Source organism: Pseudomonas sp. ERMR1:02 (assembly GCF_002277815.1).
Lineage (GTDB): Bacteria > Pseudomonadota > Gammaproteobacteria > Pseudomonadales > Pseudomonadaceae > Aquipseudomonas.
This window is the reverse complement of sequence record NZ_NKJI01000002.1, coordinates 302,719-327,622: the sequence shown is the minus strand read 5'-3', so window position 1 is coordinate 327,622 and position 24,904 is coordinate 302,719. Positions and strand designations below refer to the sequence as shown.

General features: G+C 60.8%; 17 protein-coding genes, 1 tRNA gene and 2 pseudogenes. 9 read left to right on the top strand and 11 right to left on the bottom strand.

Features of this window, described 5'->3' with window-relative positions:
* Positions 1-34 precede the first annotated feature (34 nt).
* Positions 35-883, bottom strand: coding sequence for a TauD/TfdA family dioxygenase (locus CES87_RS05120; protein ID WP_128605229.1), 849 nt, complete (start codon positions 881-883; stop codon positions 35-37).
* Between the two features lie 14 nt (positions 884-897).
* Positions 898-1,884, bottom strand: a complete 987-nt coding sequence (locus tag CES87_RS05115; RefSeq protein WP_128605228.1) for a quinone oxidoreductase — start codon at positions 1,882-1,884, stop codon at positions 898-900.
* A 252-nt stretch (positions 1,885-2,136) separates the two neighbouring features.
* Between CES87_RS05115 and CES87_RS05110 the strand changes: the two are divergent.
* The 3 genes and pseudogenes from CES87_RS05110 (at position 2,137) to CES87_RS05100 (ending at position 6,154) form a co-directional block, all read left to right on the top strand.
* Positions 2,137-3,635, top strand: a pseudogene (locus tag CES87_RS05110) (PLP-dependent aminotransferase family protein).
* 137 nt (positions 3,636-3,772) lie between these two features.
* On the top strand, positions 3,773-4,837 hold the full coding sequence (locus tag CES87_RS05105) for a sugar phosphate isomerase/epimerase (RefSeq protein ID WP_128605227.1): 1,065 nt from the start codon (positions 3,773-3,775) through the stop codon (positions 4,835-4,837).
* Between the two features lie 51 nt (positions 4,838-4,888).
* Positions 4,889-6,154, top strand: a complete 1,266-nt coding sequence (locus CES87_RS05100; RefSeq protein WP_128605226.1) for a nitrate/nitrite transporter — start codon at positions 4,889-4,891, stop codon at positions 6,152-6,154.
* A 148-nt stretch (positions 6,155-6,302) separates the two neighbouring features.
* On the opposite strand, the gene CES87_RS05095 is transcribed toward CES87_RS05100, so the two are convergent.
* Positions 6,303-7,238, bottom strand: coding sequence for a DMT family transporter (locus CES87_RS05095; RefSeq protein WP_128605225.1), 936 nt, complete (start codon positions 7,236-7,238; stop codon positions 6,303-6,305).
* A 134-nt stretch (positions 7,239-7,372) separates the two neighbouring features.
* Between CES87_RS05095 and CES87_RS05090 the strand changes: the two genes are divergently transcribed.
* Positions 7,373-8,233 carry a LysR family transcriptional regulator gene (locus CES87_RS05090; protein ID WP_128605224.1) on the top strand — a complete coding sequence of 287 codons (861 nt, stop codon included), beginning with the start codon at positions 7,373-7,375 and terminating at the stop codon, positions 8,231-8,233.
* 7 nt (positions 8,234-8,240) lie between these two features.
* Here CES87_RS05090 and CES87_RS05085 read toward each other — a convergent pair whose 3' ends face one another.
* Positions 8,241-9,326, bottom strand: coding sequence for an AI-2E family transporter (locus CES87_RS05085; RefSeq protein ID WP_128605223.1), 1,086 nt, complete (start codon positions 9,324-9,326; stop codon positions 8,241-8,243).
* A gap of 628 nt (positions 9,327-9,954) precedes the next feature.
* Here CES87_RS05085 and CES87_RS05080 point away from each other — a divergent pair.
* Positions 9,955-10,701: pseudogene (locus CES87_RS05080) on the top strand (OprD family outer membrane porin); the annotation flags it as partial.
* 130 nt (positions 10,702-10,831) lie between these two features.
* On the opposite strand, the gene CES87_RS05075 reads toward CES87_RS05080, so the two are convergent.
* The 7 genes from CES87_RS05075 to fdnG all read right to left on the bottom strand — a co-directional run bounded on the left by CES87_RS05075 (position 10,832) and on the right by fdnG (position 20,131).
* A tRNA-Sec gene (locus CES87_RS05075) sits at positions 10,832-10,927 on the bottom strand.
* Positions 10,928-10,934: 7 nt separating this feature from the next.
* Positions 10,935-12,842 (bottom strand): selenocysteine-specific translation elongation factor, encoded by a 1,908-nt coding sequence (selB, locus tag CES87_RS05070; RefSeq protein ID WP_128605222.1) that lies wholly within the window; start codon positions 12,840-12,842, stop codon positions 10,935-10,937.
* A 24-nt stretch (positions 12,843-12,866) separates the two neighbouring features.
* Entirely contained in the window at positions 12,867-14,282 is a 1,416-nt protein-coding gene (selA, locus tag CES87_RS05065) for an L-seryl-tRNA(Sec) selenium transferase (RefSeq protein ID WP_128605221.1), read from the bottom strand.
* 242 nt (positions 14,283-14,524) lie between these two features.
* Positions 14,525-15,451, bottom strand: a complete 927-nt coding sequence (fdhE, locus tag CES87_RS05060) for a formate dehydrogenase accessory protein FdhE (protein WP_128605220.1) — start codon at positions 15,449-15,451, stop codon at positions 14,525-14,527.
* A gap of 1 nt (position 15,452) precedes the next feature.
* The gene (locus CES87_RS05055; RefSeq protein ID WP_128605219.1) at positions 15,453-16,109 is read right to left on the bottom strand and encodes a formate dehydrogenase subunit gamma; all 657 of its coding nucleotides are present in this window, start codon (positions 16,107-16,109) and stop codon (positions 15,453-15,455) included.
* Positions 16,106-17,065, bottom strand: a complete 960-nt coding sequence (gene fdxH / locus CES87_RS05050) for a formate dehydrogenase subunit beta (protein ID WP_128605218.1) — start codon at positions 17,063-17,065, stop codon at positions 16,106-16,108. Before fdxH ends, CES87_RS05055 begins: the two co-directional genes overlap by 4 nt.
* Positions 17,066-20,131 carry a formate dehydrogenase-N subunit alpha gene (gene fdnG, locus CES87_RS05045; RefSeq protein ID WP_141239463.1) on the bottom strand — a complete coding sequence of 1,022 codons (3,066 nt, stop codon included), beginning with the start codon at positions 20,129-20,131 and terminating at the stop codon, positions 17,066-17,068. It abuts the gene before it with no gap.
* 550 nt (positions 20,132-20,681) lie between these two features.
* Between fdnG and CES87_RS32325 the strand changes: the two genes are divergently transcribed.
* From CES87_RS32325 to CES87_RS05015, 4 genes are read left to right on the top strand one after another with little or no spacing between them, the layout of a single operon-like run.
* Positions 20,682-21,110 carry a hypothetical protein gene (locus CES87_RS32325; protein WP_178081369.1) on the top strand — a complete coding sequence of 143 codons (429 nt, stop codon included), beginning with the start codon at positions 20,682-20,684 and terminating at the stop codon, positions 21,108-21,110.
* A gap of 23 nt (positions 21,111-21,133) precedes the next feature.
* Complete coding sequence (locus CES87_RS05025) at positions 21,134-22,669, top strand: efflux transporter outer membrane subunit (protein WP_128605215.1); 1,536 nt, start codon at positions 21,134-21,136, stop codon at positions 22,667-22,669.
* Entirely contained in the window at positions 22,662-23,798 is a 1,137-nt protein-coding gene (locus CES87_RS05020; RefSeq protein WP_128605214.1) for an HlyD family secretion protein, read from the top strand. Before CES87_RS05025 ends, CES87_RS05020 begins: the two co-directional genes overlap by 8 nt.
* Positions 23,788-24,810: a DUF2955 domain-containing protein gene (locus tag CES87_RS05015; protein WP_128605213.1), complete on the top strand. Its 1,023-nt coding sequence runs from the start codon at positions 23,788-23,790 to the stop codon at positions 24,808-24,810. Before CES87_RS05020 ends, CES87_RS05015 begins: the two co-directional genes overlap by 11 nt.
* Positions 24,811-24,904 lie beyond the last annotated feature (94 nt).

The following is a 24,904-nucleotide window of genomic DNA, read 5'->3' as shown; positions in this document are numbered from 1 at the left end:
GCGCAGTTACGAGTGCGAATGCAGAGGTGGTCGATCAGTAAGTCTTGTCGCCGATGATCCCGGCACGTTCCATCTTGCGATGACACGGCGGGTAATCCATGACGGCGTAGTGCTGGGTACTGCGGTTGTCCCAGATCGCGATGCTGTTGGGTTTCCAGCGCCAGCGCACCTGATACTCGGGGATATACGCCTGGCTGATCAGGTAGCGCAGCAGCTCGCCGGCGCCCGGGTTGGCGTCCTGGCCAAAACGCACACGCTCGGGGGTGTGGTAGTTGCTGAAGTGCGTGGTAAAGGCGTTGACGAACAGCACCTTCTCGCCGGTTTCCGGGTGGGTGCGCACCACCGGGTGTTCGGCATCCGGGTACATGGCCTTGAGCGCCAGGCGCTTTTCGATCGGCATGGCCGCGCCGAAACTCGCTTCGATGCTGTGCCGGGCACGCAGGTCGGCGATTTTCAACTTCACGTCTTCAGGCAAGTGTTCGTAGGCTTCGACCATGTTCGCCCACATGGTGTCACCCCCGACTGGCGGGCACTCCACGCAGCGCAGCACGCAACCCATCGGCGGCGCCTCGCGCCAGGTGGCGTCGGTGTGCCAGGCGTTTTCGTAGCGATCCATCGGCTGGTCCGGCCGTTTGTAGATGCGCACCAGGCCTGGGTGATCCGGGTCACTGCCGGCCACCGGGTGATCCTCCAGCTCGCCGAAGCGACGGGCGAAAGCTACGTGATCGGCGCGACTGATGTCCTGGTCGCGCAAGAACAGCACACGATGCGTGAGCAACTGGGCACGAATCTCGGCAAATAGACCGTCGTCATGCAGAGCGTCGGCAAGGTTGACGCCAATCAGTTCCGCGCCGATGTTGCAGGTCAATTGTTCGACTTTCACGGCAGGTGGCTCCCTTAAATGACGAAAATCGACGAGCCGGTGGTCTTGCGCGACTCCAGGTCGCGATGGGCCTGCACGGCGTCCTGCAAAGCATAGTGCTGGTTGATCTCGATCTTGATTCGACCGCTGCCTACGTGATCGAACAGTTCGCCGGCCAGTGCCGCTTTTTCCGCAGGATCGGCAATGTAATCGGCCAGTGCCGGACGGGTCAGGAACAGCGAGCCTTTCATGGCCAGCATGACTGGATCGAAAGCCGGGATCGGGCCGGATGCCGTACCCACGCAGACCATCAGGCCTCGACGCTTGAGCGAATCCAGAGAGCCCATGAAGGTGTTTTTGCCAACGCTGTCGAACACCACGTTGACGCCGACACCGTCAGTCAGCTCGCGAACGCGCTGGGCGACATCTTCGTGGCTGTAATTGATGACATGGTCGCAGCCATGGGCGCGGGCGATTTCGCCCTTGGTCTCGGTGGACACGGTGCCGATGACCGTCAGGCCCAGCAGCTTGGCCCATTGCGAAACGATGAGACCGACACCACCGGCGGCGGCGTGCAGCAAGATGCTGTCGCCAGGCTTGAAATCGTAAATGCGTCGCATCAGGTACGACGACGTCAGGCCGCGCATGGTCATGGCCGCGGCGGTCTCGAAACCGATGGTTTCCGGGAGTTTGATCAGCGGCGCGGCCGGGATCAGACGCTCGGTGCTGTAAGCACCCAGGGTATTGAGAAACCCGGTGTAAGTGACGCGGTCGCCCACTTGCACATTGGTAACCCCTTCGCCGACCGCCTGGACTACACCGGCGGCTTCAACGCCCATGCCACTTCCATTGCCCAAGGGAATCGGGTACGTGCCGTTGCGAAAGTAGGTATCGGCATAGTTCAGGCCAACCGCCACTTGGCGAAGACGAACTTGACCGGGGCCGGGATCGCCCACCTCGACGTCTTCATAGCGAAGGACTTCGGGACCACCGGTTTCGTAGAAGCGAATGGCTTTGGCCATGTTTTCTTATTCTCCAATCTGCAATGTTGGCTTGCTGCGTCGAATTGCGCTGATTGGACTGTAGGTCGCAGGCTGTCTGATCGCTTCTCATCTGACGACAACGACTTTTCATTTCATGACACTGATCCGAGCATCGATCTCGGTATCGACGCCGGCGACGGATGACTTAATCTGTCGCTGTCGATACCCTTGCGCACCATGGTGCCTGACGGTGTTCCAGGCCAAGCCTCATTCCTTCCAGACGAGCATGTCATGAAATCCCCCGCTGGTTTGCTGCTGTCGGGTATCGAGCTGGACCGCGCCAGTTCCATACCGCTGTACCGTCAACTTTACTTGCAGATTCGCAAGCAGATTCTCGGCGGAAGGCTTCAAGGTGGCGTGCGTTTGCCGTCGACCCGGACCTTGAGCCAGGACCTGGACCTGTCGCGGATCACCATACTCAACGCGTTCGATCAGCTGATTGCCGAAGGTTTCCTGGCTTCACGCACCGGCGCCGGCACCTATGTCGGCACCGAGTGGGACAGCAATGGCAAGACCGACCATGACCAGCAGCGCCAGCCTCCCCGCCTGTCCGATCTGAGCCAGTCCATGTTGTCGCTGCGCAGTAACCATTTCCGTGGTGTTTCCTATGCCGATTGGGACCCGGCGAGCCCCACCTCGTTCCTGCCCAGTCACAGCACGTACGACGCCTTTCCCCAACAGGTCTGGAAGCGTCTGATGAACCGCCACTTGCATAAACCGACCAAGGCCATGCTCGGCTACGGCGAACTGCAAGGCTTGATGGAACTGCGCGAGGCGATTGCCGAGTACGTCTTTGATGCCCGTGGCATCGAGTGCACGGCCGCGCAAGTGGTGATCGTTTCCGGCGCCCAGCAAGCCTTCAATCTGCTGGCCATGCTCCTGCTCAATCCCCAGGACAGCCTATGGATGGAGGACCCCGGGCATATCGCGGCTCGCATCGCTTTCCAGGCCCACGGTTGTCAGGTGGTGCCGGTGCGTATCGACGAACAAGGGATCGACATCCAGCAAGGTCTCGCGCAGTGCCCTGACGCACGGCTGGTCTTTACGACACCCTCTCGCCAGCATCCACTGGGAATCACCATGAGCTATGCGCGGCGACAGGAGCTCATCGATTGGGCCGCACACCACCAAAGCTGGATCATCGAGGACGATTGCGACAGTGAGTTGCGCTACGGCAGTCGCCCGCTGCCCGCGCTGCATGCCATGGATCGCTGGGACCGGGTGATCTATGTCGGGACCTTCAGCAAAGTGCTCTATCCGTCACTACGGCTGGGTTACGTCATACTCCCGCCAGCGCTGGTGGAGCCGTTTTGCACCATACGCGCGGTGATGGACCGCAGCCCGCCAACGTTGCTCCAGGCGGTAACCGCCGACTTCATGCGTGAAGGCCATTTCCTCGGTCACATCCGCCGCATGCGCGCCCTCTACCAGGCCCGTCAGGCAGCGCTGGTCGAAAAGCTCCAGCAACGTTTGGGCGACTTCTTCAACATCACCCCGGTGGAAGCCGGCATGCACGTGATTGCCTGGCTCCCCCCGAAGTCAATGACGACACCCTCGCCAAAGACCTGGCCCGGCACAATATTCACACCTACCCCTTGAGCGATTATTGCCTGCAACGCTACCTGCCACCTGCGTTGCTGATCGGGTTTGCCGGCACCCCCGAGAGCATGGCCGAAGAAAGAGTCGAAGCGCTTGCCCAAGCCCTGCACAAACTGGGGTACATCGGCTGAACCTGCTGGCGACGAAACGAAACGAGCCGAGCCGAGTGGTCTTATCAATTAAATAATAATGGATCTATCGAGAGTTCCTGACTGGCGCGATAAAGGCTGCGCCGGTAGACCCGGCGTCTGAACCAGGAACGACTCGAATGAACAATAAGATCCAAGAGCGATTCAATGCCCTGCTCAGCCATAAGGCTGCCGAGGCCGGGACACCTCCCACACTGACCCAGGCACTGGCCCGCCAGCTGCTCGACCGACTCGGGCAACTGCGCCTGTTTGCCCATGCCTATCCCCTGCTGACCAACCTCACCCATGGCCGTGTCACCCCTGGCGACCTGCTGGACTTCGCCTATCGCCATGAACTTCAAGGGCTGAGCCTGCACCTGCTTGACGGTGAAGAAAACAGCCTGAGTCAGATGTCTCCCGCGCAACTCCGGGCCTTTGCCGAGAAGGCCAATGCACTGGGGCTGGATGTACACCTGGAAATCAGTAGCACACGCAAAGAAGATGTCGATCAGGTGATCGCCATTGCCAGGGCACTGGGGACCCGCAACATACGCGTTTACTCGCGCTACGAGGGCATGCTGTCCCGGGTCATGGACATGATCGAGTCTGACCTGCATTACCTCGCGCAGCAGGCCGACGCGCATGACCTGTACTTTGACTTCGAGCAGCATGAGGAACTCAAGAGCGCCGAAATCGCGCAACTGCTTAGCCGCCTGAACCACCCCCGGCTGCATGCCTTGTTCGACTTCGGCAACATGATCAATGCCTGCGAACAGCCGATGCAGGCGCTGCGAACCCTGGCGCCGCACATCCGCCAGACCCACCTCAAGGGCGTGCGCATCGTCCCCGAGCAAAACGGCTTCGGCCATTACGGCGTGCTGCAGGGCTGCGACGAAGACGACCTGCCCAACGCACGCATGCTGTTCGAACTGCTGATGCTCGGCGACTCAACCCCGCAAGTGATCGCGTTCATCCTCGAGCAGGAAAACCACTACGTCGCCCCGGCCTTCCGCCAGACAGACGAAGCCGCCGACCCGTTTATCGCCTACCGGGAAATGAGTGAAACCGCGCTGCCGACCGGCTACTCGCTGGAGCGGATGCTGGCCGACGAACACCGCTGGGCGAACAACCAGGTCGCCTACGTACGAGGTTTGCTGGCCGAGTTTCGAACGTTGGCCGAGCTGACCCTGGCCAATCCCGACTGACGCCTGAGCGTGACACGCAGCACTGCTTACCAATTCGCCTGGAGAACAAAAATGACAACGCGTGACAAGGCCAAATGGCTCAGATTCCTGATTCTCATCCTCGGGGGTGGCACCATCTACAAACTGGCGAACCTCAAGGACGCCTTCTATGTGCCCATGCAAGAATTCATGGGGTTGACCCACACGCAAATCGGTTTGCTGCTCAGCGCCAACGCCGTTATTGCGACCGCGCTTTTTGTCGTCGGCGGCATGCTTGCGGACCGCTTCGATACGCGCAAACTGATTCCCGTCGGTCTGCTCGGCACCGGCAGTCTGGGGCTCTACCTGGCAACCTTTCCGCCCTTCAGCAATCTGCTGATAGTGTTCAGTCTGTTGGCAGTCTGCGCCGACTGCATCTTTTGGCCGTCGCTGCTCAAAGCCATCCGCAATCTTGGCGACGACAAGGAACAAGGCCGGCTGTTCGGTCTGCTGGAAGGCGGGCGTGGCGTGATCGATACCTTGGTCGCCTTCTCTGCGCTGGGTGTTTTTGTCGCCATGGGTTCTGGCGAGGCCGGTCTGAAATCGGCGATCTTGTTCTACTCGGTCATCGATATTCTTGCCGGAGCGCTGACATGGTTCTTGCTCAAGGGTGGCAGCACGCAGTCAATTGCCAAGCCGAAGAACGGTATGTCGAATCTGCTCGAGGCCATCAAGGTGCCTGGCATCTGGCTGGTCAGCCTCAACGTGTTCATGGTCTATATCGTGTATTGCGGACTGACCTATTTCATTCCCTACCTCAAGGAAATGTACGGACTGCCCGTGGCACTGGTGGGCGCCTACGGCATCATCAATCAGTATTTCCTCAAGATCCTCGGCGGACCTGCCGGAGGCTTCATCGCCGACAAACGGTTCAAGAGCACCAGCCGTTACCTGAAATGGGCCTTCCTGGCGTTGCTGCCGCTGATGGGCGTGATCATGATGATTCCAAAAAGCCCGAGCTTTATCTACGCGGGCATGGCGGCCACCCTCTCCTTCGCGCTGATTGTTTTCTCGATGCGCGGCGTGTTCTGGGCACCCATGGGCGAAGTCGGCATTCCCCAGCACATCACCGGTTCAGCCTTCGGTATCGGCTGTCTGATTGGTTACGCGCCGGGCATGTTCGCTTACGTGATCTATGGCGCGATCCTCGATCACTTCCCCGGTGAGCAGGGCTACAACTACGTCTTCAGTCTGATGAGCCTGTTGGCCATTGTCGGGTTCGTGGTATCCAGCCTGCTGTATCGGGCCGTCCAGAACAAACCGGCTGCATCTGACGGGGTGGCGGTGCCTCAAACGTAACAATCGTCGAGACAAGCAAGTTAAGCAAACACGGTCAACTGTAGGAGCTGGCTTGCCAGCGATGGTCGCTAACGATTACGCGTATTGATGGGTTAACCGTATCGCTCTTGGATTCTTCGCTGGCAAGCCAGCTCCTACAAGGGGCTGGTCATTTCATTAACTGAGCGGCTGCGACCACTGTCGGCTTGGCTGAAGCGAACACCATCCCCGAAGCAAACAGCACCCCAAGAATCACGCCACCGGCACCGAGCAGCTGCCAGACATTCGGCAACACGCCCATTACCGACGACACCAGCATGGTGAACACCGGCGCGAGGTTGAAGAAAATCGAGGTCCGTGCGGCACCAATGGCGTGGATACCTTTGAACCACAGCAGGTACGCGACCACCGAGCCGCAGACTGCCAGATAGATCACCGCTTCATGCACCGGCAACGAAGCGTTGCGGATGCTGGCGATCGGGTCCTCATACATGAACCCCAGCACGATCAGGCCAATAACGCCGAACAACATTGAGAAACTGGTGGTTTCCAGTGGCGTCGAGTCTTTGACGAAACGTCGGGTGCCGACCATGTTCGCCGCCCAGGCCATGCTGCCGGCGAGGATCATCGCGTCACCGCTTACTACTCTCAGCCCGAGCAGCACCTGGATATCCCCCTTGGTGATCACCAGACCGACGCCGAGCAAGCCAAAAACCAGGCCGATGGCGCGGCCGCGATCAATCCGTTCACCTTCCAAAAGCACGGCCAGGATCATGGTCCACAGCGGCGTGGTCGCCAGGATCAGCGCACCGTTGATAGGCGTTGTGGTTTGCAGGCCAAAGAAGGTCGCTACGCTGAACCCGGTAAATCCGAGCAGCCCCAGACCTATGAAGGCCGCAAGATTGTTCTTCAGCGTGCTCAAACGCAGTTTGCCCACCACGCCAAAGATCACCAGCAGTAACAGGGTCGAGATGGAAAAACGCTCAATGGATGCGCTGAGCGGTGCCATGCCCTTGATGATGTAGGCCCCGGCGTTGAAGTTGGTGCCCCAGAAAAACGTGGCACCCAGGATGCCGGCATAGGCCAGCGGGGTTGCTTTGCTCATGGTCTTTTCCTCATCAATCAGTCGACAGACTGCCGAATCGTTCACGCCTGCACATCAGGCACTGGACTATTCTTGCAGTCTTGGCGATAGGGGAAAATTCCCTATATGTTCACCTCATATGTGAGAAAACGCCCATGTTTGACTGGGAGGATTTGCGTTATTTCATCGTCTTCGCTCAAGAGCAATCGCTGTCGGCGGCGGCGCGCAAGCTCAATGTCGATCACGCCACCGTGGCGCGGCGGATCAGTGCTTTGGAGAGCGCGCTGAATGTGAAATTGGTCGACCGACGCCCGCGTTCCTATGTACTCACGGTGGACGGCGAACGTATCGCTCAATCCGGGCAGCGCATGGAAACCGAGTCTTTCGCAGTGCAGCGCACGGCGCAAACCGGACAGGAAAGCTACTCAGGCGAAGTCACCGTCAGTGCTCCACCAGCGATGGCTTGCGCGTTGATCGCACCGCGAATCAAGCAATTGCGCGAGAAATACCCGCTGTTGTCCTTGCAGTTGATTGGCAGTCTGGGCAGCGCTTCGCTGTCACGCCGGGAAGCCGATATTGCCGTGCGTCTGAGCCGGCCCAAGGAGCCCGACCTGGTGGTGCGCAAGATCGCGACGGTATCGTTCGCGCTGTATGGAACGCAGGAGTATTTGGCCAACACGGCGCCGCAGGATCGGGTGTTCGTAGCCTACGACGAGAGTCTCGATCAGAGTCCACAGCAGGTCTGGCTCAAGGAGCAGGCGCAAGATCGGCCGATACTGCTGCGCAGTAATGATCTGAATATCCAGGCCAATTTCGTGCAGGCCGGGGTCGGTATCGCAGCGCTGCCCTCCTTCCTTGCCCAACGCTATGGCCTGCAAGAAGTGCAGGCCGAAGGTTCGCGACTGGCGCGCGATGTCTGGCTACTGGTGCACAACGACATCCGGCACATTCCGGCGGTTCAGGCGGTCATGGTTTTTTTGGTGTCCTGCTTCGAAAATGCATCCATGACCACCTGAACTTGAGTTATAGCGTGTCTTCCTGCGGTCGAGCCTCCACCCATTGCCAGAACAATTGGTAGCCGAGCGCAAGCACCACCGGACCGATGAACAAGCCGATGATGCCGCCGGTGACCATGCCGCCCAGGGCGCCGATAAGTATCACCGGCATCGGCACGTCGACGCCGCGTCCCAGCAGCAACGGCTTGAGTACGTTGTCCACCAGACCGGCAACAAAAACGTAGACGGCGAATACGATGGTCGTCGTGCTGGCGCCCTCCGTGGCGAAGACATAGACAATCACTGGTATCGTAATCACCGTTACCGGCAGTTGCATGATGCCCAGCAATAGCACCGCCAGCGCGAGCAGCCCGGCGCCGGGAATGCCCTTGAACACAAATCCCACGCCCACCAGCAGCATCTGGATGAAGGCGATGCCGACCACCCCGAGAGCCACAGCGCGGATCGTTGCGGTGCACAGCGCGGCGATTTTCGGCCCTCTCTCCGGGCCGCTGACCCGCGACGCGATCTGCACCGAGGCGCGACTGCCGGCTTCACCGTAGGCCATGAAAATCCCGGCGATGATCAGCGCGAAGATAAAGGTGAGAAAACCCATTCCGACACCGGCCAGCTTGCCCAGCAGGGTCAGGCTGACGCCTTTGATTTGCGGAATGTATTTGGCGGTCAGGCCGGGAAGATCGGTGGCCGCCTGCTGCCAGATCGCCGATATCGGCTTGCCTATCAACGGCCACCCGGCCACGGAGTCGGCCGGCGGGGGAATATTGATACCTTCATTCCTGACGATATCCATGGTGTTTTGCACCGAATCGGCAATCGAGGTGCCCAACAGGTAGATCGGCACCATGAGGATCACGATGGCCACCAGTATGATCAGCGTCGCGATCCGTCCTTCCTTGTGTCCCAACGGCCCCGTGAGCCTTTTCTGCAACGGGTAAAGCGTGATGGCCAGGATCACAGACCACAGCATCAAGTCGCGGAAGGGACTGAATATTTGAAAGCAGAACAGCACCAGCACCAGAATCAGGCCGGCGCGGATCAGGACGTCGAGCAACCCGCGGGACCAGGTCTTCTCTGTGAGCGGAATGGGCACCATGGGTGTCTCCTGGCAGTTCATTGCGAAGATAGGGAGTTGGTTTGCCCAGCATAGACGCTCATTAGGGTTTGGATGGGATGGAATGGCTCCGTACCCGGCCACGACACCATTCGGTAGGAGCTGGCTTGTCGGAACGCCCACCGCAGCGAAGGCGGTTTATCATTCAACATCTTTATTGACTGACCCACCGCTTTCGCTGCGATGCGGCGCTCCGACAAGCCAGCTCCCACATTTGAACCGGGTACATCCGCAACAATCAGGTCGGCTGTCAGGCCGCCTCGCTTTGGCTGTTGATCTGGTTTTTGATCTTCTTGCCCCCATCGAGAGGCCGAGTGGAGGTTCTCTGTAGGAGCGATGCTTGCTCGCGATGGACGTCAACGATAACGCGTGCTGTCTGGATGACCGCGTTGCCTGGGCGTTTTTCGTCGGAACGCCGCCCGGAGCAAGCTTCGCTCCTACAGACTCTTCCAAGTGACTCGCCGTCAGGGCGAAACCATTAGTGGCCGTTACTGCAGGAATGGATATGTACACCAAAAAAATACGTCGCCTGACACGCAGCCATCGCGAGCAGGCTCACTCCTACATTTGAATTGGGTACATCCGCGAGAGTCAGGTCGGCTCGTAGGCCAAGGGCAATTTTTTCGGGTACGGGGCCAATACCGAAGCGGGCGGCATCTCGTTTCTGGGCGCCGATCTGTTTACGCAGAGCCCCTTGGGCGGTGCCCTCTATGCCTCGGAGCTGACCGACACTTGGCATCAGTACTACGCAAATCTGCACTTGAAGCAGTCCCGATGGTTCCTGGATGCCAACCTCTACCACACGCGGGACACCGGCCAGGCGCTGGCGGGCGCTCTCGATAACACCGCGTTCAGCCTGTCGGGCAAATACACCGTCGAGGCGCATGCATTCACCTTGGCTTATCAAAAAATCGATGGCGACACACCGTTCGATTTCGTCGGCGGTGACTCGATCTACCTTGCCAACTCGATCAAGTATGCCGACTTCAATGGTGCGGGGGAGCGCTCATGGCAGGCACGCTACGACCTCGATCTTGGCGCGTTTGGCATCCCCGGCCTGAAGTTCATGACACGTTATGTCAGGGGCAGCCAGATCGACGGTACCCACGCCCCCCAGGGCGGTGCCTACAACCCGTTCGATCCTTCAGTGGGTGAGTTTGCGCCGCAGCAGGGTGCTGGCGGGCGACATTGGGAACGCGACATTGACTTGCACTACATCGTGCAGTCCGGAGCGGCCAAGGGTTTGTCCCTGCAGGTGTCCCATGTGTCGCACCGGGCCAACACGGCACAGGCTGGCGATGACATCGACAGGGTTTACGTGGTCATTCAGTACCCGCTGAACTTCGGGCCTTTTTAAGCACAAAGTGGCCGCGGACCTGTAGGAGCCGGCTTGCTGGCGATGGCAGTGCATCAGGTACTGAAGTGTCGACTGGACGGCCGTCTTCGCCAGCAAGCCGGCTCCTACAGGGAGACGCGCCCGCTTAAAATGGCGGAAGGTAGCCGGAGTCGAACCTGCCCGGGAACGGATGCCGTCCCCAACCGGGTTTGAAGCCCGGCCGCGCCACCGGGCGCGATTACCTTCCTGAAAAATCAGTGTCGTGTTCGCAGGGCCAGTGCATTGTCCAGCCGGATATGACGTTTGTCGCCAAAGCGCCGTGTCAGCCCAAGCCGGTCGAAGTACTCAAGAATCTGGATACTGCGTTTGCGCCCCAATCCCACCGTATCGCGAAATGCTGCCACCTGAATCACCGGGTCGGCGTCGGCCAGTTGCATCAGCATAGCCGCCAGACGACGAATCATAGAGTCAGTGTAAAACAGGTCGCGCACCACCTGATGCACCAGCCCCAGCCGGGCCATTTTGCGTAGCAACAATCGCACGGTAACTTCGTCGTGCCCCAATTCGCGCACCCACGGAGGATCAAAACCGGCCGCTTCGAACTGCGGCTGCAACTGCTGCCACAGTGCTTCGTCCTCTTCACTCAGGCGTACTTGATGGTCGGGTAAATGCAGCCATGGTCCACTGGCAACCACGGCGCCGCTGGCCAGCAGTTCGTCGAGCAGGCTGATGAAGGTCGGGCGGTCAAGGGCGGTCCCGGCGAAGCGGCGCAGGCGATCACGGTCCGGGCCCATTTGATCCGGCTCCAGTTCATGAAAGCGCGCCAGATGCTGCAACAATTCAACTTTCAAAGCCTGCCAGCGCGTAGCGTTGAATAATACCGGGCCCTGCCGCGTCTCGATCAAGCGCACCTCTTCAGGCAACATCCAATTTGCGCGCCGATGATTGAACTGGCGCTCCAGGCGTTGCGGATCGAGTCCGGTGTCGCTGTTTGCCAGTAACGCCGGCAGGATCTCCTCCAGATTCGTGGCGTGGGTCAGTGCCTGTAATTGTGCGATTCGCTCCAGACTGCGGCGCTGCCGGGTGGGTGCGAACGGGTCGAGTACCCGTCCGCCGCCAAGGGTACGTTGCGCGCTCTGGTCGCGCAGGATCAACGGATCGCCCCTCACGACCTGCACCGGCGCATTCAGCAGGACTTGCGCGAACATCCGCTCTCCCGGCGCCAGGCTGGAGCCTTCCAGCAAGGCCACTCGACCGGTCACATCCTGAGTGCCGACATGCACGTGTACCGGCTGAAAGTGCTCGACGGCGCGGGGCTCGCTCGCCAACAAATGCAGGTCGATATCGATACGCTGGCTCGGTGCGTACAGCCACTCGGCCACCAGCCACTGACCACGATGAATCTGCTCCAGCGCCAGACGCTCGCCACTGAGGTTCAATGCGACACGCTGCCCGGCCATGGCGGTTTGCGCAGCTTTATTCTGCGCGTGCAGCCCTCGCACACGTACCGGTTTGCCAGGGGGACCGAGCACCAGCGTATCGCCCACGGCCACCTGGCCCGACAGCGCCGTACCGGTGACCACGATACCCGCGCCAGCCACGCTGAACGCCCGATCGATCCACAGACGAAATCCACCGTCGAGGCTGCGTTGCAGCACTTCACGCTGCGCATTCAGCAAGGCCTCACGCAGGGTTTCGATGCCCTCCCCGGTCACGCTCGACAGCGCAATCAACGGCGCACCGGCATAAGGGCCGGGCGCCAACAGGTTTGAGATCTGCCCGCGTACGGCTTGCACCCGCGACGGTTCGACCCGGTCGCATTTACTGATGGCCACCAGCGCCCGAGGGATGCCCAGCAGTTCGACGATGGCCAGATGTTCCCGGGTCTGCGGCATCACGCCGTCATCGGCGGCCACCACCAGCAGCACCAGATCGATGCCCTGCGCCCCGGCAAGCATGTTATGAGTAAAGCGTTCATGACCTGGAACGTCGATGAAACCGGTCAGGGCCGCGCCCGGTTCCAGCGCGGCATAGAGATAGCCGAGGTCGATGGTCATGCCGCGCTCGCGCTCTTCCCGGCGCCGATCCCCGGCCTGCCCGGTCAAGGCCTGGAGCAACGCAGTCTTGCCGTGGTCGATGTGCCCTGCGGTGCCGACAATCACCCTGCTCGGCCCTCCTGTTTGTAATTAAGCGTGCAAATGATCGAGTTGCGCCAGCCACGCCGGTTCGTCGTCCAGTTGCCGCAAGTCGAGCCACAGGGCGTCATCATCAATGCGTCCGAGCACCGGAATCGGCAAGCCCCGAAAAGATTCCTCCAGCCCATGCAGACATCGCCCGCGCAGACGTTTGGAGCTGTGTGGACGCAGGCACAGCGCGGCACTCGGCAAACGCGCCACCGGTTGGCTGCCACTGCCGATCATGCCCAGCGCCGGCACAGCGCTGACGCTCCACTCAGCGCCTAACACACGCGCCAGCGACGGTTGCAGACGTTGCGCCTGAGCAAGGATGTCCGTCTGGGGACGCGTCAGCAGGCGCAGGCTCGGCAACCGTTCGGCCAATCGATCCGGATTGCGGTACAGGCCCAACACCGCTTCAAGGGCGGCCAGGGTCAGCTTGTCGACCCGCAGCGCACGTTTCAGCGGGTTTTTCTTGATCCGTGAGATCAGCTCCTGGCGCCCGACAATCAATCCGGCCTGCGGGCCACCGAGCAATTTGTCACCGCTGAAGGTGACGATGTCCGCCCCATCGAGCAAGGCCTGACGCACCGTCGGTTCGGCGGGCAGGCCCCAGCGTGTGAGGTCCAGCAGGCTGCCACTGCCCAGGTCTTCGAGCAGCGGCAAGCCGTGTTGATGCGCCAGTAGCGCCAGCTGCGCCGTGGGCACGCTTGTGGTGAAACCCTGAATGTTGTAATTGCTCGCATGCACGCGCATCACCAGGCCACTGCGCGGGCCGATGGCCGCTTCGTAGTCATGGGCATGGGTGCGGTTGGTGGTGCCGACTTCGTGCAGCTTCACCCCGGCGCGGGCCATGATGTCGGGAATACGAAAGGCGCCGCCGATTTCGATCAGCTCGCCCCGGGAAATGATGCCTTCCTTGCGCGCGCCCAAGCTGTTGAGCGTCAGCAGTACTGCGGCGGCGTTGTTGTTGACCACGGTCACCGCTTCGGCACCGGTCAGCTCGCGGATCAGGCCTTCGATCAGATCGTCGCGGTCACCGCGCTTGCCGCTGTGCAGGTTGAATTCCAGATTCAGCGGATAGCGCGCGGCCATTTCCACGGCGTCGATGGCTTCCTGCGGCAGCAAGGCGCGGCCCAGATTGGTGTGCAATACGGTGCCAGTGAGGTTGAACACGCGGCGCACGTGGCTACGGTGCTGATTGGCCAGGCGTTCCGCTACCCGGCCTGCGAGCACCTCAGGGCTGGTTTCAGCATCTGAAACTTTGCCCTGCTGCACGCTTTCGCGCACTTCTTCGAGCAATTGCCGCAGGGCCGCCAGCAACGCCTCGCGCCCATAGCGCTCGGCCAAGGGGCTACACGCCGGGTGACGCAGCAAGCTGTCGATGGAAGGTAAATGCAGCGTTTGGCTGACAAGGCTTGCGGGCATCAGGCGCTCCGGAATACCAGGGAATTTGCGGTGACTGTCCCGGCCCTATCGCGAGCAAGCTCGCTCCCACATTTGAATGCGTTCCCCTGTAGGAGCGAGCCTGCTCGCGATGGAGGTCCAGACGACGCGATCATTCAGACAGGGCGCGTTATCGTTCACGACCATCGCGAGCAGAGCTCGCTCCTACAGGGGACGAGTACATCCGTAAAACAGTGGCCGTCGCGCCAGAGTGTAGACCCTGTTCACTCGTCTCCCGGTGCCAGCAACAGATTCGGTGCCAGCCGCTGGTAACCGTCCTGGGCCAGGCGCATGTCCAGCATCAGGCTGGCCAGATCCGCCGACAGGGCTTCGGCGTGGGCGTCGTTTTCCAGATAGAGCAGCTTCAGATAAGTATTGCAGCCCGGACAGATCTCGGCCCGCAACGGCGCCTGATTGGCGGCGTGGCGATCATCCTCAAGACTGAGGTACTCAAGGCCTTTGCTCTGCTCGCAGTACACGCACTTGACCCGCACCACGTGCCATTCGCAGGCACACAACGAACAGACCAGATAACGCAAGCCGTTGTGCTTGCCGCGATTTCGAATCACCCCGGCCATGGCCGGCGAACCGCAGGCTGGACATTGGCTGAGGCCGGGGCCTTGGATTAGTTGCAGATTCGCTGTACTCAGCAGCCAATGGCTCCAGGCCGTTTGCAGGGCTGCGCCGAGGAACGGCACCAGGGCTGCCGGCACCAGCGAATACTGGCCACTGACCAATGCCACCGCCCAGGCGCGGCGTTGTCCGGGGCTGGCTTGACGCAATGTGCCGAGGGTTTCGGTGACGGCGGGTTGATCGGGGACAACATACGTTTGCAAAAACGCATCGAGAAACGCCTGCCATTCATCCTCTCGGGTCAGGCTATCGGCGGCGAACGGCGGCAGTCCGTGTTGCAGGCACAACTCGACGCGTTGCCGGTCGAGGGGCTCGCTTGACGGCGGATCGTCCAGCACCTGTTGCTGCGCCCGGCACACTCCGGCGAGCAGCAGCAGATAATCGGCCAGCGGGTGCCCTTCGGCCAGTAACTCAAGGCGCTCGGCGCGCAGGCTGAACAAGTTCTGCGGGGGCAGGTGCAGAAACGGCGGCGAACCGGCCGCCGCTTCGATTTGTCCGGGTTCGAGGATGGTCGCCAAATCACAATCCCTTTTTGTTCAACGGCGGGTCGGGACGTTCGTCGCGAGTGACTTCCCGATACCACAATTCATGGTGTTTGCGCGCCCATGCCCGGCTGACCCAGCCGTGCAGCATGGCGCTGACCGAACCCTTGATCCAGATGCCCGCATAGATATGCACGATGATGCTCAGGATCAGCACGAATCCGGCCAGTGCGTGCAGCAACATCGCCCAGCGAATGAGCGTGATGCCGAAGTACGCGCTGAAATACGCACGCCAGATCACCAGCCCTGTGAACAGCAAGCCCAACATGCACAGCAGTAAAGTCCAGAACAGCAGCTTCTGCCCGGCGTTGTATTTGCCAACCGGTGGCACGCTCTCTTCATCGTTGACCAGCACCCGGTCAATGCGCCGCAGCCACGTCCGATCATTGGCGATGAAATAGTTGGCGCGCCAGAACCTGAACACCAGGCCGAGAAACAACAGGAACATCAGCGCGCCCATGAAGGGGTGCAGGATGCGCGTCCACGTTCCGCCGCCGAACAGGTTGCTCAACCAGAACAACGCCGGATGAAACAGCGCCAGCCCCGACAACCCTGCCATGAAAAAAAGAATCGCCACCAGCCAGTGATTGGTGCGCTGGTTGGCGGTGTAGCGCAGGATCGTTTTGTTGCTCATGGCCTGCCCTCCCCGCGTGGATCCTGATGTGGATTAAGGTGCGGATCATGGATATGTACCGACGGGTCGACGACGTGTACCGAGGTGTCTGGCGGACTCGGGTGTTCATCTTCCTCGACCCGGTTCGGCCCGATACGTACGTAGTGGAAGAACCCCGCCAGCACCGCCGCGCCCATCGCCAGCAACGCCAGGGGTTTGCTGACGCCTTTCCACAGACCGACCAGCGGGCTGATGGTCGGATCGCTCGGCAACCCGGCGTACAGTGTCGGCGTGTCGGCGTGGTGCAGCACATACATCACATGGGTGCCGCCGACGCCTGCCGGGTCATATAGACCGGCGTTATCGAAGCCACGGCTCTTGAGGTCGATGATGCGTTCGGCGGCATGTTCCTTCATGTCTTCCTTGGTGCCGAACACGATGGCCCCGGTCGGACAGGTTTTCACGCAGGCCGGCTCCAGCCCCACCGCCACCCGGTCAGAACACAGCGTGCATTTGTAGGCTTTATGGTCTTTTTGCGAAATGCGCGGAATGTTGAACGGGCAACCGGTGATGCAATAGCCGCAGCCGATGCAATGGTCCTGATTGAAATCGACGATGCCATTGGCGTGCTTGATGATCGCCCCGGGGCTGGGGCATGCGGCCAGGCAACCTGGCTCGGCGCAGTGCATGCAACCGTCCTTGCGGATCAGCCATTCCAGGTTGCCGGCGTCGGTTTCGTGTTCGGTGAAGCGCATCAGGGTCCAGGTTTCTGCGCTGAGGTCTTGCGGGTTGTCGTAGGTGCCGAGGTTGTGACCGACATCGTCGCGCAATTCGTTCCATTCCGAGCAGGCGACCTGACAGGCTTTGCAGCCGATGCATTTGGTGGTGTCGATCAGCTTGGCGACTTCTTCCTGGTCGCGCACCGATGAGGGCACGGTGGTGGTGGCCGAGCGGGCAATAATGTCTTGGCTGGCCATTTAGACTTTCTCCACGTTGACCAGGAATGACTTGGATTCCGGGGTCTGGGTGTTGCCATCGCCGAGGAACGGCACCAGGGTGTTGGTCAGGTAACCGTGGCGCGTCAGCCCGGTAAAGCCCCAGTGCAGCGGAATGCCGATCTGGTGCACCACTTGATTGTTGACCTGCAACGGCCGGATCCGCTTCGTCACCACTGCCACCGCCTCGATGTGCCCGCGCTTGCTACTGACCCGTACGCGGTCACCGGCGACGATGCCTTTCTCCTTGGCCAGCACCTCGCCGATTTCGACGAATTGCTCGGGCTGGGCAATCGCATTGAGCTTGCAGTGCTTGCTCCAGAAGTGGAAATGCTCGGTCAACCGATAACTGGTGGCGGCGTACGGGTAATCCTTGGCCACGCCGAGGGTATCCCACACCGAATCGAAGATCCGCGCCGCCGGGTTGCTGGTGGCTTTCTTGTTTTGCGGGTGCAGCGGATTGATGCCGATCGGCGTCTCGAACGGCTCGTAATGCTCGGGGAATGGACCCTCGTTCATCTTGTCGACAGCAAAGAACCGCGCCACGCCTTCGGGGTTCATGATGAACGGACTCATCCCGGCTTCCGGTGCCACGTCGGCCTTGTAGTCCGGCACATCGGTGCCGCCCCAGGACTTGCCATTCCACCACACCAGGCGTTTTTTCTCGTCCCATGGCTTGCCTTGCGGGTCGGCCGAGGCGCGGTTGTAGAGAATCCGCCTGTTCGCCGGCCAGGCCCAGGCCCAGCCTTGATGTTGGTGCATGCCGTACGGGTCGTTGTTGTCGCGCCGGGCCATCTGGTTGCCCGCCTCGGTCCAGCTGCCGCAGAAAATCCAGCAGCCGGAAGCCGTGCTGCCGTCGTCCTTGAGCTGACTGAACGCGGCCAGTTGCGCATTGGCCTTGATCGCCGCCCCCGTGGCATCGGTGAAGTCGGTGGTCGCGCTGCCATTGATTTCCTTGGCCAGCTCTTCCGGCGAAGGCTCGTCGGGAATCTTGTAGGCCCACGACAATTTGAGGATCGGATCGGCATAAGCACCACCATTGGCCTGGTAGCGCTGACGCAGACGCAGGAACAACTCGCTCATGATCCGCACGTCGGTGCGCGCCTCGCCGGGGCCATCGGCGCCCTTCCAGTGCCATTGCAGCCAGCGGCTGCTGTTGACCAGGGAGCCGTCCTCTTCGGCGAAACAGGTGGTGGGCAGGCGAATCACTTCGGTCTGGATGTCGGCGCTCTTCACATCGTTGTACGGCCCGACATTGCGCCAGAACTCCGAAGTTTCGGTGGACAGCGGATCCATCACCACCAGCCATTTGAGTCTGGCCAGCGCTGCCATCACCCGGTTCTTGTCGGGCAACGCGGCGATGGGGTTGAAGCCCTGGCACATGTAGCCGTTGACCTTGCCCTGGCCCATCAGGTCGAAGACCTTGAGGATGTCGTATTGTGGGATGTCCAGTTTCGGCAGGTACTCGTAGCACCAGTTGTTTTCAGGCGTGGCGTTGGCGCCATACCAGGACTTCATCAGGCTGACGTGGAACTTGCTGTAGTTCTGCCAATAGGACAACTGCCCCGCACGCAGCGGTTTTTGCGTGCGTTTGACGATGAAGGCGTTGTAATCCTGCTCGGCGTCGACGGGCAGCGTGAGGTAGCCCGGCAGTGAATTGGACAACAGGCCCAGATCGGTCAGCCCCTGGATATTGGAGTGGCCGCGCAAGGCGTTCACGCCGCCGCCTGGCATTCCGACGTTGCCTAACAACAGTTGCACCATCGCCGCGCTTCGGATGATCTGCGAGCCGATCGAATGTTGGGTCCAGCCCAGGGCATAGAGAATCGTCATGGTCTTGCCCGGTTGCGAGCAGGTGGCGATTTCTTCCCAGATCTTGCGCATGGCATCGACCGGCATGCCGCAAATCTGGCTCGCCAGTTCGATGTTGTAGCGGCTGTAATGCTGCTTCATCAATTGATAGACGCAGTGCGGGTCTTGCAGGCTCGGGTCGACCTTGACGAAGCCGTCCTCGCCGAGCTCGTAACCCCAGCCGGACTTGTCGGTGTAGGCGCGTTTTTCCGCGTCGTATCCACTGAAAATCCCATCCTCGAAGCCATAGCCGGCTTTGACGATGAACGATACGTCGGTGTAGTTGTGCACGTATTCGTACTGAATCTTGTCCTCGGTCAGCAGGTAGTTGATCAGCCCGCCCATGAAGGCTATGTCAGTGCCGGTGCGAATCGGCGCGTAATAGTCGGCCACCGAGGCGGTCCGGGTAAAACGCGGGTCGACCACAATCAGTCGCGCCTTGTTGTGCGCCTTGGCTTCAGTCACCCATTTGAACCCGCAGGGGTGCGCTTCTGCTGCGTTGCCGCCCATCACCAGAACCAGATTCGCGTTAGCGATATCGGTCCAGTGATTGGTCATGGCACCACGGCCGTACGTCGGGGCAAGACTTGCCACCGTCGGGCCGTGTCAGACACGCGCCTGGTTATCAAACCCCAGAATGCCGAGACTGCGAATGACTTTGTGAGTGATGTAGCCCGCTTCGTTGGACGCTGCCGATGCCGCGAGGAAACCGGTGGTCAGCCAGCGGTTCACTGTCTGGCCCTGAGCGTTCTTCTCGATGAAGTTAGCGTCGCGGTCGGCCTTCATCAGGTCGGCGACGCGATCCAGTGCTTCATCCCAGCCAATGCGCGTCCACTCGTCGCTGCCGGGCTTGCGTACCTGCGGGTATTGCAGGCGACCGGGGCTGTGAATGAAATCCAGCAGGCCGGCGCCTTTGGGGCAAAGAGTGCCGCGGTTGACTGGGTGGTCGGCGTCACCTTCGATGTGGATGATGCTTTGCGCGACATTCTTCGCCGTATCGCCCTGGCTGTACATGATCAACCCGCAGCCGACCGAGCAATACGGACAGGTGTTGCGGGTTTCATGGGTGTGGGCGAGCTTGAAATGACGCACCTGTTCGGCAAAGGCAGGCGTCGGGGCCATGCCCAACGCGCCCAGGCTTGAGCCTGCAAGGCCGATACCGGCGACCTTGAAGAACTGACGACGGCTGAGGTCCATCGTGCACTCCTGATCAGGTGGAGATCCGGTGCTTTGCCGGATTTTTCCGGGCAAACACGGTCGCGGCAGACTGGCTGCCGACAGTTGAACTTTAGTAAATCCTGTCGAATCTGCGATGAAAACCGACCGTCGGGCTTATGCGCTCTGTAGGAGCGAGCTTGCTCGCGAAGAACGTCAACGATTTGGGTTGGGTTGGGTTGGGTTGGGTGAATATCCATTGCTGCGGTAACGGCTGCTATTGGTTCCGCTTTTACAGCGGGTCACTTTGAAAAGCGCAAAGTAACCAAACGCTCTTGCCCCACCACTCGGTGCCTCGCCTGGGCTCGGCATGCCCTCACTCCGGCATTGCTCCGTGGGTCGCCGCGATGGGCCATCCCTGGCCCAGCGCGGCTAAACCGGCGTCCTGCCGGTTTACCCACGGAGCAATGCCTGCGTTCGGCCATCGTGGTTTAACGGGGCGCCTGGATCAAAACCTACAGCAAGGCGGCCTGACAGCCGACCTGACGCGGGTTGGTGCCCCCTGTCCCCTGTGGGAGCGAGCCTGCTCGCGATGGACGTCAACGAAAACGCGCCCTGTCTGAATGACCGCATTGTCTGGACGTTTTTCGCGAGCAGGCTCGCTCCTACAGGGGTACGAATACATCCGCGAAATCAGGTCGGCTGTCAGGCCGCCTCGCTTTTGATCTGGCTTTTGATCTTCTTGCGCCCTGGAGAGGCCGAGCGCAGGTTCTCTGTAGGAGCAAGCTTGCTCGCGATGGACGTCAACGATAACGCGGCCTGTCTGAGTGATCGCGTTGTCCGGGATTTTATCGCGAGCAAGCTTCGCTCCTACAGGCTCTTCCAAGTCACTCGTAAAGGCGAAACCGTCAGCCGCCGTTACCGCAGCAATGGATATTCACCCAATCCAAATACACACCTGCAGCCCCCCAACCTGAAGCGAACAGCCTTACCCGCCATCCGGGCGTCTATGCTGCTGTGATATTCCTCGGTCGGAAACGCGCAATGCGTTCAGGTATCAGCCAGTTTCTGTTAATAACCGCGCTAGCCCTCGGCGGATGCGTACGTCTGGGACCGGACTTTCAGCCGCCCGGCGAACCCTGGGTCGATCACTGGAACACCCCCAACCTCGATCAAGCCAGCCAACGAGCACTGCAACCGGACATTCGCCAGTGGTGGCAGATATTCGCCGACCCGACGCTGGACCAGCTGATCGCCGAATCCGACGCCCACAACTCCAGCCTGAAGATCGCCGGTTTGCGCGTCATGGAAGCCCGCGCGCAATTGGGCATCGCGCAAAGCGGTCGATATCCGCAACTGCAGCAGGTCAGCGCCGACAGCGTGTACGTCAACCGTCATCAATCCGGCGGGACCAACCCGGTGGACAGCCATTTCTGGCAACACAGCGCCGGGTTCGATGTGGGTTGGGAACTGGATTTCTGGGGACGCTTCAGCCGCGCCATCGAAGCCTCCGATGCCAGCTATTTCGCGGCTGAGGCCAATTATGAAGACGCCCTGGTCCTGCTGCGGGCGCAGGTCGCCGATACGTACTTTTCCCTGCGCACCACCCAGGCGCGCCTACGCGTGGCCGAGGAAAACGCCCGTCAGCAGAAACGCAATTATGAAATCACCGAAAAACTGTTCAACAGCGGCCAGACCGCCGAACTCGACCTGCAACAAGCCAAGACCCAGTACCTGGGCACGCTGAGCAGTATTCCCGGCCTGGAAGATCAGCTCGTGCGCATCAGCAATGCGCTGGCTGTGCTGATTGGCCGGCCCCCCGGTGCATTACCAATGATGGTCGAGAACACCGGGTTGATCCCGCTGGTGGACCGCGCTGTGCTGCAGGATGTCCCGGCCAGCCTGCTGCTGCGCCGCCCCGACGTACGTGCCGCCGAGCTGAATGTCGCCGCACAGTCGGCGCTGATCGGCGTGGCCGAAACCGATTTCTACCCGTCGCTGAGCTTGCTGGGCAGCATCGTCTGGTCGACCGACACCTTGAGCGGAACCTCCCGCAGCCTCGACCTGATCGGCGGCCCCAGCCTGCGCTGGAATGTGTTCGATTATGGTCGCATCAGCAACAACGTGCGCGTGCAGGATGCGCGCTTGCAACAGTTGATCGAGGCCTACCGCGACAAGGTGCGCCAGGCTGCGCGCGAGGCGGACGATGCCGCCAGCGGCCTGACCCGTTCATTGCAGCGCGAACGCATCCTGCGCGAGGCCGAAGGCGCCGCGAAACGCTCGCTGGTGTTGGCCAGCGCGCTGTACCGCGAAGGTTATTCGGACTTTCAGCGGGTGCTGGACGCCCAGCGCGCCTTGCTCGATGTGCAGGACAGTTACTTGCTCAGTCGTGGCGATGCCGTGAGCAATGCGATCGCCCTGTACAAGGCCTTGGGCGGCGGCTGGTACAGCGCCCAGGCAAAAGTTGATCCCGCCACGCGCCTGCAAATGGAACAACGCACCGACTGGGGCGACCTGCTGGCCGAGCCCCCGGTGCAACCGGCCTACCCTTTGCCCGATCAGGTAAAAGACCATGACTGAAGCCCCGCCCCCCTCTACTGACGCTACGCCACCGCCAGCGGAACCAGCGGCCGATCCGACTAAAAAAGGCATCAAGTGGGTGTTGCTGCTGATCGTCCTTAGCCTGGCCTGGTATCTGTTGGCTGATCGCTTCACGCCCTACACGCAACAGGCACGGGTCGGGGCGTTTGTGATTCCGGTGGCGGCGGAAGTCGCGGGCCGGGTGATTCGCGTCAATGTGCGCAACAATCAGGACGTCAAGGCCGGGGAAGTCATCTTCGAGATCGACCGGCAGCCCTACCAGATCGCGGTCGACCGTGCGCATGCCGACCTTGAATCCACCCGCCGGAAGATCGGTGCCAGCACCGCCGGCATCGCCTCGGCGCAGGCTAACCTGCGAGCGGCGCAGGCCAATGAGCTCAAGGCGCGCCAGGATAACCAGCGGCTTGAGGGTTTGTACCGCGAAGACCCTGGCACCATTTCCGTGCGCCTGCTGGAAGTATCACGCGCCAACCGCGAAGCAGCTGTCAGCCAGGTCGCCGCTGCCCGCGCCGAAGTGCAGCGCGCCCGCGAGCAGGAAGGTGGCAGCGAAGAAGACAACGCCCAGTTGCGCAGCGCCGCCACCGCCCTGTCGAAAGCCGAACTGGATCTGGCGAACACCCAGGTCCGCGCACGCTCCGCCGGCCTGATCACCGATTTACGCACCGACGTCGGCCAGTTCGCCGCCGCGGGCACCCCGGTCATGACCCTGATTGCGATCCACGATGTGTGGATCAGTGCCGACATGACCGAGAACAACCTCGGTCTGGTCAAGCCCGACACGCCGGTGTCGATCGTACTGGACGCGTTGCCCGGCGAGGTGTTCGAAGGCCGCGTACGCAGTGTCGGTTACGGCGTCAGCGTGGGCCAGCCAGCCGCCCCCGGCAGCCTGCCCACGGTACAGAACAGCCGCGACTGGCTGCGCCCGGCCCAGCGTTTTCCGGTGATCATCGAGTTTTCCGCCGATTCATTCGCAATGCTGCGTGACAACCGCGCCATCCGGGCTGGTGGTCAGGCCGAGGTCATGGCCTTTCCTTCCGAAGGCAACCTGCTGAACCCGTTGGGCCGGATGTTCCTTGGGCTGATGAGCTGGCTGTCGTATGCCTACTAAGCGCACGCCAAGGGTTCAACGCGCATCGCGCCTGGCAACCGGCACGGCCCTGTGTCTGGCCGCCAGTTATGGCCTGGCATTACCGATCCCCTTTTTGGCACCGGTGTTGTGCGCACTGTTGCTCGTTTCCATCAATCGTCCACTTTCGCTAAAGGCTGCCGTGGTGCTCGGATTGACGGCGATGCTGACCACCGGCATCGGCCTGTTGCTGATCCCGGTGCTGCGTTACTACGCGCTCAGCGGCGTGCTGTTGATCGGGATCTGTCTGTTTGTGGTCTTTCGTTTTGGCCTGCGCGGTGGCAACAACCTGATCGTCACCTTCCTGACGATCGGCCTGACCATGATCTCCTCGGCTGGGGTCGCCGATTTTGATTTGGCGTTGATGGTCATCAAGGCATTGGTCGCGGGATTGCTTCTGGCGATCATGGTCGGAGTACTGAGTCACTGGCTGTTCCCCGAACAGGACAATGCCCCGACACCACCCGCTGCCCCGACATTGGCGGCGGACGAAGTTGACCGAGTGGCGTTGCGGGCGACCTTGATTGTGATACCGGCGTTCCTGCTGGCACTGATCGATCCGGCCAGCTACCTGCCCATCGTGCTGAAAGCGGTGAATCTGGGGCAGCAGAGCGAAACCACCTCTGCGCGCAACGCCGGCCGCGAACTGGTCGGTTCGACCTTACTGGGCGGACTGCTGGCGATCCTGTTTTGGTGTGCGCTGAGCCTGTTTGTGCATCTGTGGATGTTCTTCTTGTGGATGCTGTTGTTTGGCCTGGTTCTGGCGCGCAAGCTTTATGGGCTGAATCCAGGCCGGTTCAGTCCCGGTTTCTGGATCAATACCCTGATCACGATGATTATCCTGTTGGGTCAGTCGGTGCAGGACAGTGCGGCGGGCAAGGACGTCTACACCGCGTTTGCGGTGCGCATGGGGTTGTTTATCGCGGTGACGCTGTATGCCTGCCTGATGGTGCATTTGCTTGATCAGCGGCAAAAAACCATTCCCGGCATTTGAAACCGATTTGTGTAGGAGCGAGGCTTGCCCGCGAAGGCGTCCTCAAGATCGCCTTCGCGGGCAAGCCTCGCTCCTACAGAGGTACGCGTTGTCA

What these genes read in the sequence shown, in the direction of transcription:
- CES87_RS05115 (WP_128605228.1), bottom strand. Translation starts at nt 1,884, where the DNA reads ATGGCCAAAGCCATTCGCTTCTACGAAACCGGTGGTCCCGAAGTCCTT.
- CES87_RS05105 (WP_128605227.1), top strand. Translation starts at nt 3,773, where the DNA reads ATGAACAATAAGATCCAAGAGCGATTCAATGCCCTGCTCAGCCATAAG.
- CES87_RS05100 (WP_128605226.1), top strand. Translation starts at nt 4,889, where the DNA reads ATGACAACGCGTGACAAGGCCAAATGGCTCAGATTCCTGATTCTCATC.
- CES87_RS05095 (WP_128605225.1), bottom strand. Translation starts at nt 7,238, where the DNA reads ATGAGCAAAGCAACCCCGCTGGCCTATGCCGGCATCCTGGGTGCCACG.
- CES87_RS05090 (WP_128605224.1), top strand. Translation starts at nt 7,373, where the DNA reads ATGTTTGACTGGGAGGATTTGCGTTATTTCATCGTCTTCGCTCAAGAG.
- CES87_RS05085 (WP_128605223.1), bottom strand. Translation starts at nt 9,326, where the DNA reads ATGGTGCCCATTCCGCTCACAGAGAAGACCTGGTCCCGCGGGTTGCTC.
- selA (WP_128605221.1), bottom strand. Translation starts at nt 14,282, where the DNA reads ATGCCCGCAAGCCTTGTCAGCCAAACGCTGCATTTACCTTCCATCGAC.
- CES87_RS05055 (WP_128605219.1), bottom strand. Translation starts at nt 16,109, where the DNA reads ATGAGCAACAAAACGATCCTGCGCTACACCGCCAACCAGCGCACCAAT.
- fdxH (WP_128605218.1), bottom strand. Translation starts at nt 17,065, where the DNA reads ATGGCCAGCCAAGACATTATTGCCCGCTCGGCCACCACCACCGTGCCC.
- CES87_RS32325 (WP_178081369.1), top strand. Translation starts at nt 20,682, where the DNA reads ATGGACGTCAACGAAAACGCGCCCTGTCTGAATGACCGCATTGTCTGG.
- CES87_RS05025 (WP_128605215.1), top strand. Translation starts at nt 21,134, where the DNA reads ATGCGTTCAGGTATCAGCCAGTTTCTGTTAATAACCGCGCTAGCCCTC.
- CES87_RS05020 (WP_128605214.1), top strand. Translation starts at nt 22,662, where the DNA reads ATGACTGAAGCCCCGCCCCCCTCTACTGACGCTACGCCACCGCCAGCG.
- CES87_RS05015 (WP_128605213.1), top strand. Translation starts at nt 23,788, where the DNA reads ATGCCTACTAAGCGCACGCCAAGGGTTCAACGCGCATCGCGCCTGGCA.